The sequence below is a fragment of the Chryseobacterium sp. GTID13 genome (assembly GCF_056172655.1).
In genome coordinates this window covers 305,791-322,302 of sequence record NZ_JAOCMB010000007.1, presented here as the reverse complement: position 1 = coordinate 322,302, position 16,512 = coordinate 305,791, and the positions used below count along the sequence as shown (strand labels likewise).

Sequence of the window (16,512 nt, the reverse complement as noted above, 5' to 3'; positions counted from 1 at the left end):
GTGTATTTTTGAAACCTAAAGTTCTAATAATGGCAAAAATCATAGGTATCGCTAATCAAAAAGGAGGAGTAGGAAAAACTACCACGGCTGTAAACCTTGCAGCTGCATTGGGGGTATTGGAAAAAAGAATATTGATCATTGATGCTGATCCTCAGGCCAATGCAACCTCAGGTTTGGGTGTGGAAGATGTTCAGTACTCTACATATAATCTTCTGGAACACAGTGCAGATACAAGAACATGTATCAAAAGAACTGCCAGCCCTAATCTGGATATCATTCCTTCTCATATTGATCTGGTAGCAGCGGAAATTGAGCTCGTGGACAAAGAAAACCGTGAGTATATGCTGAAAAAAGCATTGGCAGAAGTAAAAAATGATTATGATTATATCATTATAGACTGTGCACCGAGCTTAGGACTTATTACGGTGAATGCCCTTACTGCAGCAGATTCTGTGATTATCCCGATTCAGTGTGAATATTTTGCATTGGAAGGACTTGGTAAGCTTTTGAATACCATTAAAAATGTACAGAAGATTCACAATAAAGAGCTTGGTATAGAAGGGCTGCTTCTTACGATGTATGACAGCAGGTTAAGATTATCCAACCAGGTGGTGGAAGAAGTGAATTCACACTTCCCTGACATGGTTTTTGAAACCATCATCAGCAGAAACGTTAGGCTGAGCGAAGCACCTAGCTTCGGGAAAGTATCCTGAATTACGATGCAGAAAGCAAAGGAGCAATTCAGTATATCCAGCTGGCTGAAGAGGTTTTATTGAAAAACGAAAATTTAGTAAAAAATTAATTTAATAATAAATGCACTCATAAGTGAATGAGCACCATCACTTATCAATCATCATTTATCAATTATATATATGAAGGACAAAAAAAGAGCTATGGGACGTGGTTTGGGCGCCATCTTGAGTGCTGAATCCAAAGCGAGTGTCAACTCCGCTACTGATGAAGGAGCAGACAAGTTTGTAGGAAATATCGTAGAGGTAGCCCTTGAAGATATTTATCCGAATCCCACCCAGCCGAGAACTTATTTTGACGAAAAAGCGTTAAACGAACTTGCCCTGTCAATTAAAAACCTGGGAGTAATCCAACCGATTACTTTAAGGAAAGACGGTGAGAAATTCGAAATCATATCAGGGGAAAGACGTTACCGTGCCAGTAAAATTGCCGGTCTTCCGACGGTTCCTGCTTATATCCGTTTAGTAAATGATCAGGAGCTTCTGGAAATGGCTCTTGTTGAAAATATTCAGAGAGAAGATCTTGATGCTATTGAGATTGCCCTGACGTATCAGCGGCTTTTGGACGAAATCGGTCTTACCCAGGAAAACCTGAGCCAGAGAGTAGGAAAGGACAGAAGTACCATTACCAATTCCATCAGGCTCCTGAGATTGAATCCTGATATTCAGAATGCCATCAGAAGCGGTGAGATTTCTGCAGGACACGGACGAGCCATCATCAGTCTTGAAAATGAAGAGCACCAGCAGACTTTATTCGATCTGATCATCAAAGAAAAACTCAATGTACGTCAGGCCGAGCAGGCTGCTACAGCATTGAAGAATCCTAAATCACCGGCAGCAAAAAAAGTGAAAACTGAGCTTTCCAACAATTATAAGAGAGCACAGAAAACGATTGCTGATATTTTAGATGTAAAAGTAGAAATCAAAACCTCCGGAAACGGAAAAAAAGGTAAAATTCTCCTGGACTTCAAAAATGAAGAAGAACTGGAGTATATTTTATCCCACATTAAATAATGAATAAATTATTTTTCACATTCTTTTTATGCATTTTTGCTTTCACTTACTCGCAGGTTACTCCCGGCGATACTGTTCGTATGGGGCCTCTTCCGAAAGACAGTGCGGTTGTTACTAAAACTGTAAAACCCGCAAAACCTGCAAAAACAGAAGCGAAGATTGTTGAAGATCTTGAAAATGCAAACGGACCTACCAGAAAAACCGTCAAACTCAATCCTACAAGAGCCGGGCTGTACTCTGCCGTACTTCCTGGTCTTGGACAGTATTACAATAAAAAATACATTAAAATTCCCATTGTGTGGGGGCTGTAGGAGCCGGTATCGGGTATACGATCTGGAGTAATAACCAGTACAAAAAATACCGTGAATATTATATCGCGAAACTTAACGGAACTCCTAATGAATTTGTAGACAGCCATCCCTGGCTGGATAAAAAAGCTTTCGGAAACGCCCAGGACAGGTACAAAAGACAAAGAGATTACGCTATAGCCATTACAGGTCTCATCTACATTCTGAATATTGTAGATGCTGTAGTAGATGCCCATCTTTACGAAAGCCGGCACGACCCGGATCTCAGCTTCAACCCTACAGTAATTCAGGATCAGTATGGGTTTTCTACTCCGAAAACAGGTTTAAGTTTAAGTTACAGATTTTAAAAACAGAATAATACACATCATGTGAACTGAAAGTTCACAGATTAAAATAAAATATCATATGAGAATAGCATTAGTTGGATACGGTAAAATGGGGAAGATTATTGATGAGATTGCCCAAAAGAGAGGGCACGAAATAGTAGCCCGCCTGAAAGAAACCCCAACAGCTGAAAACCTTAATAATGCTGATGTAGCGATCGAATTTTCACTGCCTGAAGCTGCATATGATAATATCAAAGCATGCCTTGAAAACAAAATTCCGGTAATCTGCGGTACTACAGGATGGCTGGAGAAAAAAGAAGAGGTTGAAAAAATGGCTGTGGACCATAACAGTGCATTCTTATACGGCTCAAATTTCAGTCTGGGTGTCAATTTATTTTTTGCACTGAACGAAAAAGTAGCCGAAATTATGAAGAATGTGGATGAATACTCCTGCCAGCTGGAAGAAATTCATCACATACACAAAAAGATGCTCCCAGCGGAACTGCAATTTCCATTGCTGAGGGGATCATCAAAAATAACCCAAAATTTAATGCCTGGAAACTGGAAGAAACCAAAGGAGATGAGCTTGGAATCTTTGCCATCCGGGAAGATGAGGTTCCGGGAACCCACAGCGTTTATTACAAAAGTGAAGTAGACGAAATTGAAATAAAACATACCGCGTTCAACAGAAACGGGTTTGCCCTCGGAGCGGTAGTTGCTGCAGAATGGATCAAAGACAGAAAAGGAAACTTCACAATGAAGGATGTTTTGGGACTTTAATTGTAACAAATTCTTTAAATTGCAGACCAATTAAAAAGAAAATGATGAATAGTAAATTGTAAATAGCAGAATGCTGTAATCATTTATTACTCATCATTTATATATTTAGAATAGGCACAAAAAACTATGAATTATTTTTTAACTTATACAGTATATGTTCTCATTTTGTCTTTACTGATGGGGATTTCCACTTGGAAGCTGTTCAAAAAAATGGGGTACAGTCCCTTATTTGCATTTATCCCTTTCTATAATTACTTCATTATATTAAAGGAAACAAAACATCCGAAATGGTGGGCAATTCTGTCTTACCTTCCGATAGTAGGACCTATTATGATGTCTGTTTTCCATATTTATTTAATGAAGAAATTCGGGAAAAATCTTTTCCAGAACCAGCTTCTTACCGTTATCCTGCCGTTTATTTACATGGCTACGGTGAACTATTCCAAAGATGTGGAAATAGAAGATGAAAATGCTGATGACCTGTTTACTACAGACGAAGAAAAAAATGCAAAGAAGAAAGATACATTCATTGGGTCTATTACTTTTGCGGTTGTTTTTGCAACCATTATCCACGTTTTTGTAACGCAGCCTTTCGGGATTCCTACAGGATCTATGGAAAGAACGCTTCTTGTGGGAGATTTCCTGTTCGTGAACAAATGGAGCTATGGATACAGAATGCCGATGCGCCCTGTAGCTATACCATTCCTTCAGGGAACTATCATGGATACCGGACAGAAAGGTAATCCAAAAGACGATCCCAAATCTTACATAGATGGTATCAAGCTTCCTTATACCAGAATTTTCCAGTTCAATAAGCCTCACAAAAATGATGTAGTGGTTTTCAACTATCCTCAGGATTCTGTGCATACAGCGATTGACAGAAAAGACCCTTACGTTAAAAGATGTGTAGCGGTTGCCGGTGATACTTTTGAAATGAGAGCCGGAAGACTTTTCGTTAATGGAAAACCAGAGACCGTATTAGGTGATCAGGAAGTACAGCACAGATATATTGTAAATACAGGAAGCCAACTGGATATTCCTGCACTATATAACACTTATGGATTCTTGCCGGTACAGGAGATTCAGGGTGAAAAAGGATATATTTATGCCTTCCAGGGGCTGACTGATAAAACCGCTCAGGAAATCAAACAGCTTCCGCAGGTAATTGACATGAAAGAAGATATTACAGCAAAAGGTGAAGCAGCAGTATATTATAAAGATGAAGCAAAAACAAAAATAGATACTACACAGTCTATCTTCCCGATCAACAAACCTTGGAACCAGGATTGGTACGGACCTTTGAAAATTCCTAAAAAAGGTGATGTTGTAACGCTTAACCAGGAGACTTTACCGGAATACAGATGGATTATTTCAGAATATGAACATAACAGTCTGGAAAATAAAAACGGTAAAATTTTCATCAATGGTAAAGAAGCCACTCAATATACCATCAAACAGGATTACTATATGATGGTAGGGGACAACAGGGACGCTTCACTGGATGCAAGATTCTTCGGTTTCGTTCCGGAAGAGAATATCGTTGGAAAACCAATGTTCACATGGATGAGCCTTCAGGGTGCATTCAAGGACAGCAGCTCCTCTTATCAAGCTCCGTTTAAGATCCGTTGGGAAAGAATGTTCAAAGCAACCAATACAGGTGAGGCCAATAAAACTTCATACTGGTGGATCGCAGCTATGATCCTTATATTATTCTTCGGTTGGGATTATTTCATGAAATTATTCAGAAAGAAAAAAACAGAAGACGAATTATAATTAAATTTAAACTTAAAATAGAATGAAGTATTTGAAAAAATACTTCATTTTTATATGATGAATATGACGAATGTATTATTGCCGGTATTTTATATGCCACCGATTTCATGGTTTTCAGTGTTTTTAAATCCTGAAAATGAGATTATATTTGAACAGTTCGAAAATTTCCCGAAGCAGACCTACAGAAACAGAGCCAATATCTATGGGGCAAACGGAAAACTTTCCTTAATAATTCCCATCAATCACAATGGGAAAAGAGAGTACAAAGACATTGAAATTTCGTATCGTGAAGACTGGAGAAACCTGCATTGGAAATCCATCAAAACAGCCTATCAGAGTTCGCCTTATTTTGAATATTATGAAGATAAATTCAGGAAAATATATGATCTGAAAGAAAAATTTCTCATTGATTTCAACCTGAAAGGACTGGAAGTTATTCAGCAGATCCTTAAAACAGAAAAGGCACAGTCTTTGAATAAAGAATATATCAAAAATCCTGAAAGCATTAATTTCAGAGAGAAATTTTCGGCTAAACTTCCTTCTGAATTTCAAATGGAAGAATATTACCAAACCTTCTCTGATAAGCTGGGATTTTTGGAAGATTTGTCGGTTCTGGATCTTATTTGTAACAAAGGACCCGAATCTCTGACATATATAAAAAGTATTAAACAATTATAGTATGGACTGCCGGTAACCGGAAAATATTCCAGTCAATTGGCAATGACATATGACCTTAAAAAATAAGTATCAACATATGAAAAAGGTATTATTAGCTGCTGTTTTTCTGGCAGGTTTTAGTTTCTCTTACGCTCAGGAATCTCAGGCGAAGAGTGTAGATCCTAAAGAAGATAAAGATCTTATGACTTGGTATCATAAGGATTTTTCTACATCAAAAGTATACGGAGTAAATACGGCGAATGCCTATAAATATTTAGAATCCAAAGGCCTTAAGCCGAAAACTGTTGTAGTAGGGGTTCTGGATAGCGGTGTTCAGGTAGATCACCCGGGGCTTGTGAAAAATATCTGGTCAAATCCCAATGAAGTTCCCGGAAACGGAAAAGATGATGATGGAAACGGATACATCGATGATATACATGGCTGGAACTTTATCGGCGGAAAAAACGGTGATATCGATATCGACAATATGGAGGTAACAAGAGTTGTTGCTAAATACAAGCCTGTTTTCGAAGGAGATGACTCTGCAAAAAACAAAGAGAACCAGGCAAAAATGCCGGAAGAGTTTGCCATGTACATGAAATCGAAGGATCTTTTCACTAAAAAAAGTGTAGAGGCAAAACAGAACCTTCAGACCTATACCATGATCAATACGCTTATCCCGAATATGGTAAAACTATTGGGAGGCAAGCCTGTTACGGCAGAAACTATCAATGCAATTAAACCTCCGACGGACCAGAAAGATGCTATTGCACTTAATATTTTGGGACAGGTTTCTCAAAGCCCTGAATTCAAAGGGAAATCATCAGCAGATTTCGAAAAACTGATGAAGGAGCAGATGAAAGAAGCTATCGATCATTTTGCACCGCAGTCCAAGCAGTACGATCTGAGCTATGATCCGAGAAAAGAAATCGTTGGGGATAACTATGATGATTATTCCGAAAAGAATTACGGTAACAACGATTATGAAGGACCTGATGCGGAGCACGGGACACACGTAGCAGGAATCATTGCCGGACTTCCTCAGGGAAAAGAAATACAGTATGGCGTAGCTTCCAAAGTAGCAAAAATCATGTCTGTAAGAACCGTTCCGAACGGGGATGAAAGAGATAAAGACGTTGCCAATGCCATCAGATACGCAGTTGATAACGGTGCTAAAGTATTAAACATGAGCTTTGGAAAACCGGTTTCTCCTGGTAAAAATGTAGTATGGGATGCTTTTAAATATGCTGAAGATAAAGGAGTTCTTTTGGTAAAAGCAGCAGGTAACGAAAACGAAGATGTGGCTGAGCACCTTGCTTACCCTACCAACTTTAAAAATGCAGCAGATGAAAAACCATTTGTAAACAACGTATTGGTTGTAGGAGCAAGTACCAACAGAAATAACGAGCTTAGAGCAAGTTTCTCCAACTACAACAAGAAAATGGTAAACGTTTTTGCACCAGGTGAAGAAATCTATTCTACAGTGCCTAAAAACGAATACAAATACCTTCAGGGAACTTCTATGGCATCGCCGGTAGTAGCCGGAGCGGCAGCTGTGCTATTGGCTTACATGCCTAATCTGAAGCCTTACCAGATCATTGAAGCACTTGTGAAAAGCAGTAATCCGAATGCCGAGAATAAATTTTCAGACTATTCTCAGGCGGGAGGAGTGATCGATCTTCAGAAAGCTGCGGAATATGCTTATACCAACTTTTATGATGGTAAATCATCAAGCAAAGCCAAGCCTGCGAAATCCGTAAAAAAGGCTGTTAAAAAATAATATATCTCCCTGTATATAAGGAGAAAGCATTTAAAGTCCGAAATTTTCGGACTTTTTTATTTTTATTATTCAATTTGGCACGGTTTTTTGTAACTTTATAAATAACAAAATAATAAACAACAAAATGAAAAAGTTACTACTTGCAGGGATGATCGGAACATCACTTTTTGCAGTGTCTTGTTCCTCAGTGAAAAAAGCAGAAACATCACAAAACCAGAGAGTCGAATACCTGAAATTAAAAGGTGATTGGCAAATTGTAAGTGTAGATTATGAAAAAGGTTTTAAAATCAAGCCTTTTGATGAAGGAGCAGACGCTCAGTGTTTTGTAGGAAGTCATTGGAGATTAATTCCAAATAACTATACCGGTGCCTATACTTTAAACGGAGGTGGGGCTTGTCCAAGCCTTACACAACCGATTAAATTTGAAGTAAAAGACGGCAATACTTTCCTGTTTAAAAAAATCGCTGCGGGAACAAAAGCTAAGCAAAATACTGTAGGATACTCTTTAACAATCACTAACCAGTCTACAGACCAGTTTTCACTTGTACAGAACGTTCCTTTCGACGGAAGCACAGTACAGGTTGTTTACAACTTCCAGAGAACAGGAATGAAATAATTTATAATATATAAAGATTAAAAAAATGAAATTTACTAAAACATATATAGGAGCTCTTTTCTTATCATCAGCATTATTGTTAACCAGCTGTGAAGCTGTTCAGAATTCTAACCACCAGCAGAGAGGTACAGCAGTAGGTGTTGCATCCGGAGCTGTAATCGGGGGTATTTTGGGTAATAATGTAGGTAAAGGTAAAAATGCAGCTTTAGGTGCAGTGCTTGGAGGTATTATCGGTGGTGTTGCAGGTAACGTGATCGGTAATAAAATGGACAAGCAGGCTAAGGAGATCAAAGAAACTCTACCTGGAGCTGAAGTAGAAAGAGTAGGAGACGGTATTAAGATTACGATGAACGAGAGCATTGTGAACTTCGCTTTTGACTCTTCCAATCTTACTTCTACCGCTCAGGCTAACCTTGATAAACTGGCAAAAGTACTTGTTGATAACCCGGATACCAATATCAATATCTATGGTCACACAGACAGCAAAGGTACAGATGCTTACAACCTGTCTCTTTCACAAAGAAGAGCAGATGCTGTAAAAGCTTATCTTTCAGGAAAAGGAATTGCATCCGGCAGAATGATTACTAAAGGAGAAGGAGAGGCTATGCCTGTGGCCAGCAACGATACAGAAGAAGGAAGAGCTAAAAACAGAAGAGTGGAATTTGCCATTACAGCTAATGAGAAAATGATTAACGATGCTCAGCAAGGGCAGTAATTAATTTTATATAAATATTTTCGTAAAAGACCGCCTCGGCGGTTTTTTTTGTATTTTTATGGTGTAAATTTTGAATTCCCTATTTTTGTAACCGAAATAGCATAAATGAAGAAATATCTTAAACTCCTCCGTGTGGAGCAATGGGTGAAAAACCTGTTTGTCTTTGTCCCCCTGTTCTTTTCCGGAAACATTACAAATTTAGATCTGCTTACCAAAAGCATCTTTGCTTTTATTATTTTTTCCCTCGCAGCAAGTGTCGTTTATATCCTGAATGACTATAATGATATAGAAGCAGATAGAAAACACCCAGAAAAAAGAAGAAGGCCTCTTGCAAGTGGAGCTATCTCAAAATCCAAAGCGATAGGAATTCTTACAGGGCTTGTTATCCTTGATATTGCACTGGTATTCCTTGCCCGGCTTTATTTTCATGAGCCTTTATGGAAGTTTGCTACCATTATCGGGCTTTATATTATAATGAATCTGGCTTATACCTTTAAACTTAAACATGTACCGATTATTGATATTTTTATCATTGCCTTAGGTTTTGTGTTCAGGGTTTTGGCCGGAGGTTACATCACAAAAATTGAGATTTCACAATGGGCAATCTTACTTACCTTTGTGTTGGCCCTTGTTTTAGCTATCGGAAAAAGAAGGGGTGAGCTCATCAATGCCCAGGTTTCCGGTAAAACCAGGAAAGCGCTGGATGGATACAATGTACAGTTTGCGGATATTGCTCTTTCTATTTCAGTTACATTAGCTATTGTCTGCTATCTGATGTTTACCCTTTCCCCTGAAGTTCAGGCAAGATTCCATGAAAGAGTTTTTTATACGGTAATCTTTGTCGTTTTTGCCTTCTTAAGATACCTTCAGCAAACCTTGGTATACAACAGAACAGAATCCCCCACGAAAATTGTGTACAGAGACCGCTATATCCAGATCACTTTAGTACTTTGGGTAGCTGCCTTTTTAATCCAGATTTATTTTAAAAAATGAAGCCGAATTTCACACAAAAAGTTACCAACTGGGGCAATTTCCCGGTGGTAGAAAAAGAAATGAGATCTGAGGACAGCTTCAAAAAAATAAAAGAATTTGTACTCAGTCATAACGAAATTATTGCAAGAGGTAACGGAAGATGCTATGGTGACGCTTCTCTGGGAGAAACCATATTTTCTACCAAAAAACTGAATAAATTTATCAGTTTCGATCGTCTTAACGGGATTATCGAATGCGAATCCGGCGTTTTGCTTTCCGATGTGCTTGAAATATCGGTTCCGCAGGGCTATTTTTTGTATGTAACACCGGGGACCAAGTTTATTTCGGTGGGAGGTGCTATTGCTTCCGATGTTCATGGTAAAAATCATCATGCAGAAGGCTGTTTTTCAGAATATGTAATAGAATTCAAGCTGATGATCGAAAATGGGGAGATCATTACCTGCTCCAGAGAGGAAAATTCAGATAAATTCTGGGCTACTATTGGAGGAATGGGGCTTACCGGAATTATCCTTACTGTAAAATTTAAACTTAAAAATATACAATCTGCCTACATCCGTCAGGAAAGCATAAAAGCAGAGAATCTGGATGAAATTTTCAGGCTCTTTGAAGAAAGCGAAAACTGGACGTATACAGTGGCGTGGATCGACTGCCTTCAGAAAGGAAAAAACCTGGGAAGAAGTATTTTAATGAGAGGTGAGCACGCTTTTCAGCACGAGCTTCCGCAAAATCTTGCAAAACAACCGTTAAGACTGAAGAAAAAACTACAGCCCACGGTTCCTTTTTATTTTCCAGGCTTTGTTTTGAACGCATTGACAGTGAAAATCTTCAATCTGCTGTACTATAAAAAACAGGCTAAAAAAGAAGTTAAGTCATTCATTGATTATGAAACCTTTTTCTATCCTTTAGATGCCATTACTGACTGGAATAAAATTTACGGGAAATCAGGGTTCATCCAGTACCAGATGGTGATCCCGAAAGAAGCCGGCAAGGAAGGAATGAAGCAGATCCTTGAAACTATTGCAGCAAGCGGGAACGGATCGTTCTTAGCGGTTTTAAAGCTGTTCGGGAAAAACAATCCGGAGGCTTATAATTCATTTCCGTTTGAAGGATATACTCTGGCCCTGGATTTTAAGGTCAATTCTAAACTGAAAAAACTGGTGGATAAATTGGATGATATCGTGCAGCAGTTCGGAGGAAGGATCTACCTTACGAAAGACAGCATGAGCAGATCTTCGCTCACCAATTACCTTAAGAATATTCAAAGTTCAAAATTTGTGTCTTTACAGCACAAAAGAATCATAAACAACAATTCATAATGATAGTTCTGGGAAGTACGTCTGAAGTGGCACAGGCATTTGTGGAAAAAGCCCTGCAGGAAGGCGAAAAATTTGAAAGAATATATCTCTTTACTTCAAGTAGGGAAACGACGGAAAGATTTGCAAGACACATTGATGTAAAGTTTCTGCAGCAGTCGGAAGTCATTGAAATTGATCTGATGAAAGAGATTGATTACAATAAATTTGATCATGTCAGTTCAAATGTATTATTTTGTGCTGCAGGATATTTGGGAGATGGAACGGAAGAAGGCCTTTATGATAACAGGAATACAGAAAGGATTATTAATATCAATTATTCAAAGCTGGTTCCGGTGATGAACTTTTTTGCACAGAAATTTGAAAGCAGAAGATCAGGAACGATTATCGGGCTTTCATCAGTGGCAGGAGACCGTGGAAGACAGAGTAATTTTATCTACGGAAGTGCAAAAGCAGCTTTTACAGCCTATCTGAGCGGCCTACGTAATTATCTTTTTGATAAAAAAGTACATGTTCTTACCGTAAAACCGGGTTTTATGGCCACAAAAATGACGGAAGGACTGCCTTTGAATCCCAAACTGACTGCAACCCCAAAACAGGCGGCAGACTGTATTTACAAAGCTTTCAAAAAGCAGAAGAATGTAGCCTATGTATTGCCGGTCTGGGGCATTATTATGATGATCATCAGGAACATCCCTGAATTTATATTTAAAAAATTAAAGCTTTAGTAAAATGAAAAAATTGTATTGTTTTGATTTTGACGGAACTATTACGTATAAAGATACCATGTTTATGTATCTTAAATTCTATGATTCTACCAAATTCCGGATACAATTTTTAAGACACGTTCCCCTTTTTATTTTATTAAAACTAAAGCTTGCTGAAACTGAAAAAGTGAAGAAAAGCTTTATTGGTTCCATCCTGAAAGGCCAGACCCAGGAAAAAATTGAAATGAAATCCAAACAGTTTTTTGAACAACACTATCCAAAAATTGTAAGGGAAAATGCTCTGGACTTTATAAATAATATCGATAGAGATAATACACAAAGTTTATTGGTGACCGCTTCACTGGATATCTGGGTAAAACCATTTGCCGAAAAACTTCAGATGCAGCTGGTATCCACACGTGCGGAGTTTAAAAATGGTGTTTTTACAGGGAATTTTATTGGCAAAAACTGCAACGGAAAAGAAAAACTTTTAAGAATAAAAGCAGAAATAAACGACTCCAAATACGATAAAATAATTGCTTTCGGAGATACTTCCGGTGACCGCCAGATGCTTAAATGGGCAAATGAAGGACATTACCAATTTTTTCACTAATTTTGGGTGGTAAAAATGTAATAATGAAAAGACTGCTTGTTTTATCTACTGCAATCTTAATGAACTGTACCGCTGCGCCGTCTCAAAAAGCATCAGGCAGAGCTGAAAATGCAGAGCTGCTTGTTTCCGAATCGCAGGGAGGTACAGATGAAGCGGGATTTACTATTATTAAGAATGAAAAGGAATTCCGGAACTCCATTAAAGGCAGTTTCGGTCTTATAGGTTTAAAAAAAGAACCGTCTGTCAACTATCCGGAATTTCCGCGAAACAAAAAGGTGATTTTGTATCACATGGGAATTTTCAGATCGGGCAGTCATAGAATTACCAACATCAAAAATACATTCGTGGAAAATAACACCCTGTACGTGGAAGTTCCGGCTGAGCCATCAGGCGGGATGGAGATTCAGGTACTTTCTAATCCATGGTTTATTTTTGCCGTTCCTTCAGATTATCAGTTTACCTCAGTAAAATTAAAATATTCCAATTAAAATGAACAAAATATATTTAGATAACGCTGCAACAACCCCTCTTGCCGAAGAAGTTATAGATGCAATGGTGAGCACCATGAAGATGAACTTCGGAAATCCTTCTTCTACCCACAGTTTTGGCCAGGAAGCAAAGATTCTTATCGAAAATGTAAGAAGACAGGTGGCAGATTATCTTCATGTAACTCCTGCGGAAATTATCTTTACTTCGTGTGGAACAGAGTCAAACAATATGATCATCAAATCCAGCGTAGAAAACCTTGGAGTTGAAAGAATCATCAGTTCTCCGCTGGAACACAAATGTGTTTCGGAGAGCATTTTAGATATGAAGAACAGAAAAGGAGTAGAGGTAGTCTATATTCGTCCAAATGAAAAAGGAGATATCGACCTTAATAAGCTGGAAGAACTTTTAAAATCTTCAGATAAAAAGACTTTGGTAAGCTTAATGCATGCCAATAATGAGATTGGAAATATTGTAGATATTAAAAAAATTGCAGAATTATGCAAAGCAAACAATGCTCTTTACCACTCTGATACGGTGAAGACCATGGCTCATATGAAATTCGATTTTTCAGATATCCCTGTAGATTTTGCTTCCTGCAGTGCCCATAAATTCCACGGTCCGAAAGGAGTAGGCTTTGCCTTTATCAGAAAGTCAACCGGTTTGAAAGGAATTATTACCGGTGGTCCTCAGGAAAGAAGCCTGAGAGCGGGAACCGAAAATGTTGCCGGTATCGTAGGTCTGGGGAAAGCTTTAGAGCTTTGCATCAACAATATGGAGACATATGCCGCCCATATAAGAGAAATTAAAGAATACGCTATTGAACAACTATCTGTAAAGGTTCCGAATATTAAGTTCAACGGACGAAGCGGTGAGTTGGAGAATAGTGTTGACAGTGTTTTAAGTGCATTGCTTCCATACAAAGATCCTTTGATCGGGCTTCAGCTGGATATGAAAGGAATTGCCATCTCTCAGGGGAGCGCCTGCTCTTCAGGAGCATCAAAGCCATCCATGGTCATGATGATGGTGCTTACAGAGGATGAAATGGAACATTGTACCCCATTACGTATTTCTTTCAGCCATATGACAACAAAAGCAGATATAGATGCTCTTGCAGACGCTTTAGCGGAAATTTCAAAAGACTTCGCTATAGAAAAAACAAATGTTGAGCATAGATAGTCTTATTGCTTAAAAATCGTAATTTTGAATATCCGATTAAGGATTGAAATAAGAATATAATATTAATTTAAATAAAAGAAACAAAATGGCTTTAGAAATTACGGACAGCTCATTTCAGGAAACGGTTTTAAAATCAGATAAGCCGGTATTGGTGGACTTTTGGGCAGTATGGTGCGGACCATGCAGAACTTTAGGACCAATCATCGAAGAAGTAGCATCAGATTTTGAAGGAAAAGCAGTAGTAGGAAAAGTGGATGTAGACAACAACCAGGAAATTTCTATGCAGTACGGGATCAGAAATATCCCTACAGTTCTGATTTTTAAGAACGGTGAAGTAGTGGATAAATTAGTTGGTGTGGCTCCAAAAGAGGTGATCGCAGAAAAACTAAGCGCACACTTATAAAAAAAATAACTTTGATAATGAATGCCTTCCATTTTTGGGAGGCTTTTTTTTAACAAATAATTTGCAGGGAATTAAAAAAGGTGTAATTTTGCAATCACAAAAAAGAAACAACGTTCTTTACAACAACAGAAAATGATCCGGTAGTTCAGCTGGTTAGAATGCCGCCCTGTCACGGCGGAGGTCGCGGGTTCGAGTCCCGTCCGGATCGCAAAAGTTTATAATTTACTTTTAAAAAAATTAGATCCGGTAGTTCAGCTGGTTAGAATGCCGCCCTGTCACGGCGGAGGTCGCGGGTTCGAGTCCCGTCCGGATCGCAACTATTAAATCAAAATAGTACAAAATGCTGTAAAATAGATGTTTTACAGCATTTTTTGTTTTATGTCGGTTCCAAATGGAGCTAAAAAACCACAATCTGAAAGTGACCTATTCAGTGACCTGTTAGAAAGGTTGAAAAAAGGTCACTGAAAAGTAAGAAAAAAGCCTGTTCATGGGCTTGTTCAGAAATTGAACATCTTGTGGGAAGTTTTTAATGATTTTAATTTGAAATTTTTAAAAACGGCACATATGAATAAGACATTCAACCTGCTTTTTTATCTCAAAAAAGCTAAAATCAACACTCAGGGAGAAGCACCCATCTACATGAGAATTACTATTGACGGAAAAATTTCTGAAATCAGTACAAAACGCACCGTATTGCCTTCCAAATGGAACTCCCCGGCTCAAAGTGTAAAAGGGTCTTCGGAAGAATGCAAATCACTAAATTTTTATCTTAAGACATTTGAGCAGAAAGTTTATGATACCTATCATGCACTAATAAGAGAAAGTGAACTGGTAAGCTGTGAAATTATTAAGAACAGACTATTGGGCAGAGATCAAAAAATCGAATGTTGATCCCAATATTTCAGGATCATAATGACAGGATGGAGAAGTTAGTAGGGAAGGAGTATGCTAAGGGAACCTTAACCCGCTATAAAACCTGCTTAAGCCATACCAAAGAATTTTTATGGTGGAAATATGACATTTCTGATATTGATATTAGGAAAATTAATTATGCCTTTCTCAATGATTTTGAATTTTTTTACGAACTGAAAAACTTTGTGGTAACAATACAGCCGTAAAGTATGTTATGAACTTTGGGAAGATCATCAGAATTTGCTTGAATCATGGTTGGTTGGAAAAAGATCCATTTATGAATTATGATTCAAAATTTGATGAGGTAACAAGAGTATTTCTTAATGAGCAGGAACTGAAAAGGCTTTTAACTAAGGACTTCAAAAATGAGAGATTATCATTGGTCAGAGATATCTTTTTATTCAGTTGCTATACGGGGTTGGCATATATTGATACTCAAAAGTTAACTACCAACAACATCAATATTGGATTAGATGGAACCCGATGGATCTTTACCAAACGACAAAAAACGAAAACCACCTCTAACATTCCATTGCTTGCTCAAGCCGAAAATATCGTTGAGAAATATAAAGATCATCCGACCTGTGTAAATAGTGGAAGATTACTTCCTATTCTCAGCAATCAAAAAATGAATGCCTATTTGAAAGAAATTGCTGATCTGTGTGGTATCAATAAGGAATTGACCTATCATATTGCCCGACATACCTTTGCGACAACAGTTACCCTGTCAAACGGAGTTTCCATTGAGAGTGTGAGTAAAATGCTTGGTCACAAAAATATGAGAACAACTCAGCATTATGCCAAGATTCTGGATAGCAAAGTGAGTGAAGATATGATTTCTTTAAAACAAAAATTTCGTAATAAGATTGTTTAGAACTAATTAGATCAAATAGCGAGACTCGATGTGAATTAATAAAGGCTGGAAGATATTATACTGTACAACACATACAACTAAAATCAGAAATATGATAAAAATAGATATTAAGTCGATATTTTAATACCAAATTATTGCTGTCATTATTGACAGCATTTTTTTAGCATGAACTCGATGTAAGAAAGGAGGTACTTTTTTTGGAGGGATTCGAACCGTCTCTTTAAACCTCTTTATTTATCAACATCTTTTAAAGCTGAGTCTCAGGCTACTCACCGAATTACTCACTTTGAAAATGTAGGTTTTTGATTCATTTT

16 protein-coding genes, 2 tRNA genes and 3 pseudogenes are annotated in these 16,512 nt (G+C 37.9%); all 21 read left to right on the top strand.

Going from position 1 to position 16,512, the window contains the following annotated elements:
• Positions 1 to 29 precede the first annotated feature (29 nt).
• Positions 30 to 802: pseudogene (locus N4G44_RS20725) on the top strand (ParA family protein).
• A 70-nt stretch (positions 803 to 872) separates the two neighbouring features.
• A complete protein-coding gene (locus tag N4G44_RS20720) occupies positions 873 to 1,763 on the top strand; it encodes a ParB/RepB/Spo0J family partition protein (protein ID WP_040995519.1) in 891 nt (296 codons plus the stop codon).
• A pseudogene (locus tag N4G44_RS20715) lies at positions 1,763 to 2,418 on the top strand (DUF5683 domain-containing protein). Before N4G44_RS20720 ends, N4G44_RS20715 begins: the two are co-directional and overlap by 1 nt.
• Before the next feature lie 58 nt (positions 2,419 to 2,476).
• A pseudogene (gene dapB / locus N4G44_RS20710) lies at positions 2,477 to 3,177 on the top strand (4-hydroxy-tetrahydrodipicolinate reductase).
• Between the two features lie 126 nt (positions 3,178 to 3,303).
• Positions 3,304 to 4,950 carry a signal peptidase I gene (gene lepB, locus N4G44_RS20705; RefSeq protein ID WP_474929628.1) on the top strand — a complete coding sequence of 549 codons (1,647 nt, stop codon included), beginning with the start codon at positions 3,304 to 3,306 and terminating at the stop codon, positions 4,948 to 4,950.
• Between the two features lie 57 nt (positions 4,951 to 5,007).
• Entirely contained in the window at positions 5,008 to 5,628 is a 621-nt protein-coding gene (locus N4G44_RS20700) for a WbqC family protein (RefSeq protein ID WP_474930113.1), read from the top strand.
• 76 nt (positions 5,629 to 5,704) lie between these two features.
• Positions 5,705 to 7,387 (top strand): S8 family serine peptidase, encoded by a 1,683-nt coding sequence (locus N4G44_RS20695; protein WP_474929626.1) that lies wholly within the window; start codon positions 5,705 to 5,707, stop codon positions 7,385 to 7,387.
• Positions 7,388 to 7,511: 124 nt separating this feature from the next.
• Positions 7,512 to 8,003 carry a lipocalin family protein gene (locus N4G44_RS20690; RefSeq protein ID WP_048503244.1) on the top strand — a complete coding sequence of 164 codons (492 nt, stop codon included), beginning with the start codon at positions 7,512 to 7,514 and terminating at the stop codon, positions 8,001 to 8,003.
• A 25-nt stretch (positions 8,004 to 8,028) separates the two neighbouring features.
• A complete protein-coding gene (locus tag N4G44_RS20685; RefSeq protein ID WP_474929622.1) occupies positions 8,029 to 8,718 on the top strand; it encodes a YiaD family glycine zipper/OmpA-like lipoprotein in 690 nt (229 codons plus the stop codon).
• A gap of 105 nt (positions 8,719 to 8,823) precedes the next feature.
• Positions 8,824 to 9,711 carry a decaprenyl-phosphate phosphoribosyltransferase gene (locus N4G44_RS20680; RefSeq protein ID WP_474929618.1) on the top strand — a complete coding sequence of 296 codons (888 nt, stop codon included), beginning with the start codon at positions 8,824 to 8,826 and terminating at the stop codon, positions 9,709 to 9,711.
• Entirely contained in the window at positions 9,708 to 11,027 is a 1,320-nt protein-coding gene (locus tag N4G44_RS20675; protein ID WP_474929616.1) for an FAD-binding oxidoreductase, read from the top strand. Before N4G44_RS20680 ends, N4G44_RS20675 begins: the two co-directional genes overlap by 4 nt.
• Positions 11,027 to 11,752 carry an SDR family NAD(P)-dependent oxidoreductase gene (locus tag N4G44_RS20670; RefSeq protein WP_474929612.1) on the top strand — a complete coding sequence of 242 codons (726 nt, stop codon included), beginning with the start codon at positions 11,027 to 11,029 and terminating at the stop codon, positions 11,750 to 11,752. Before N4G44_RS20675 ends, N4G44_RS20670 begins: the two co-directional genes overlap by 1 nt.
• 4 nt (positions 11,753 to 11,756) lie before the next feature.
• Complete coding sequence (locus N4G44_RS20665) at positions 11,757 to 12,344, top strand: HAD family hydrolase (protein WP_474929610.1); 588 nt, start codon at positions 11,757 to 11,759, stop codon at positions 12,342 to 12,344.
• A gap of 23 nt (positions 12,345 to 12,367) precedes the next feature.
• Positions 12,368 to 12,832: a hypothetical protein gene (locus N4G44_RS20660; protein ID WP_474929608.1), complete on the top strand. Its 465-nt coding sequence runs from the start codon at positions 12,368 to 12,370 to the stop codon at positions 12,830 to 12,832.
• Between the two features lies 1 nt (position 12,833).
• Positions 12,834 to 14,009, top strand: a complete 1,176-nt coding sequence (locus N4G44_RS20655) for a cysteine desulfurase family protein (RefSeq protein WP_474929604.1) — start codon at positions 12,834 to 12,836, stop codon at positions 14,007 to 14,009.
• An 85-nt stretch (positions 14,010 to 14,094) separates the two neighbouring features.
• On the top strand, positions 14,095 to 14,412 hold the full coding sequence (gene trxA, locus N4G44_RS20650) for a thioredoxin (protein ID WP_040995543.1): 318 nt from the start codon (positions 14,095 to 14,097) through the stop codon (positions 14,410 to 14,412).
• A gap of 134 nt (positions 14,413 to 14,546) precedes the next feature.
• A tRNA-Asp gene (locus N4G44_RS20645) sits at positions 14,547 to 14,620 on the top strand.
• Between the two features lie 32 nt (positions 14,621 to 14,652).
• A tRNA-Asp gene (locus N4G44_RS20640) sits at positions 14,653 to 14,726 on the top strand.
• 250 nt (positions 14,727 to 14,976) lie between these two features.
• Positions 14,977 to 15,303 (top strand): Arm DNA-binding domain-containing protein, encoded by a 327-nt coding sequence (locus N4G44_RS20635; RefSeq protein ID WP_474929599.1) that lies wholly within the window; start codon positions 14,977 to 14,979, stop codon positions 15,301 to 15,303.
• The gene (locus N4G44_RS20630; protein WP_474929596.1) at positions 15,297 to 15,530 is read left to right on the top strand and encodes a phage integrase SAM-like domain-containing protein; all 234 of its coding nucleotides are present in this window, start codon (positions 15,297 to 15,299) and stop codon (positions 15,528 to 15,530) included. The genes N4G44_RS20635 and N4G44_RS20630 overlap by 7 nt, the downstream gene beginning before the upstream one ends.
• 53 nt (positions 15,531 to 15,583) lie before the next feature.
• The gene (locus N4G44_RS20625; protein WP_474929594.1) at positions 15,584 to 16,198 is read left to right on the top strand and encodes a site-specific integrase; all 615 of its coding nucleotides are present in this window, start codon (positions 15,584 to 15,586) and stop codon (positions 16,196 to 16,198) included.
• The last annotated feature ends 314 nt before the right edge of the window (positions 16,199 to 16,512 follow it).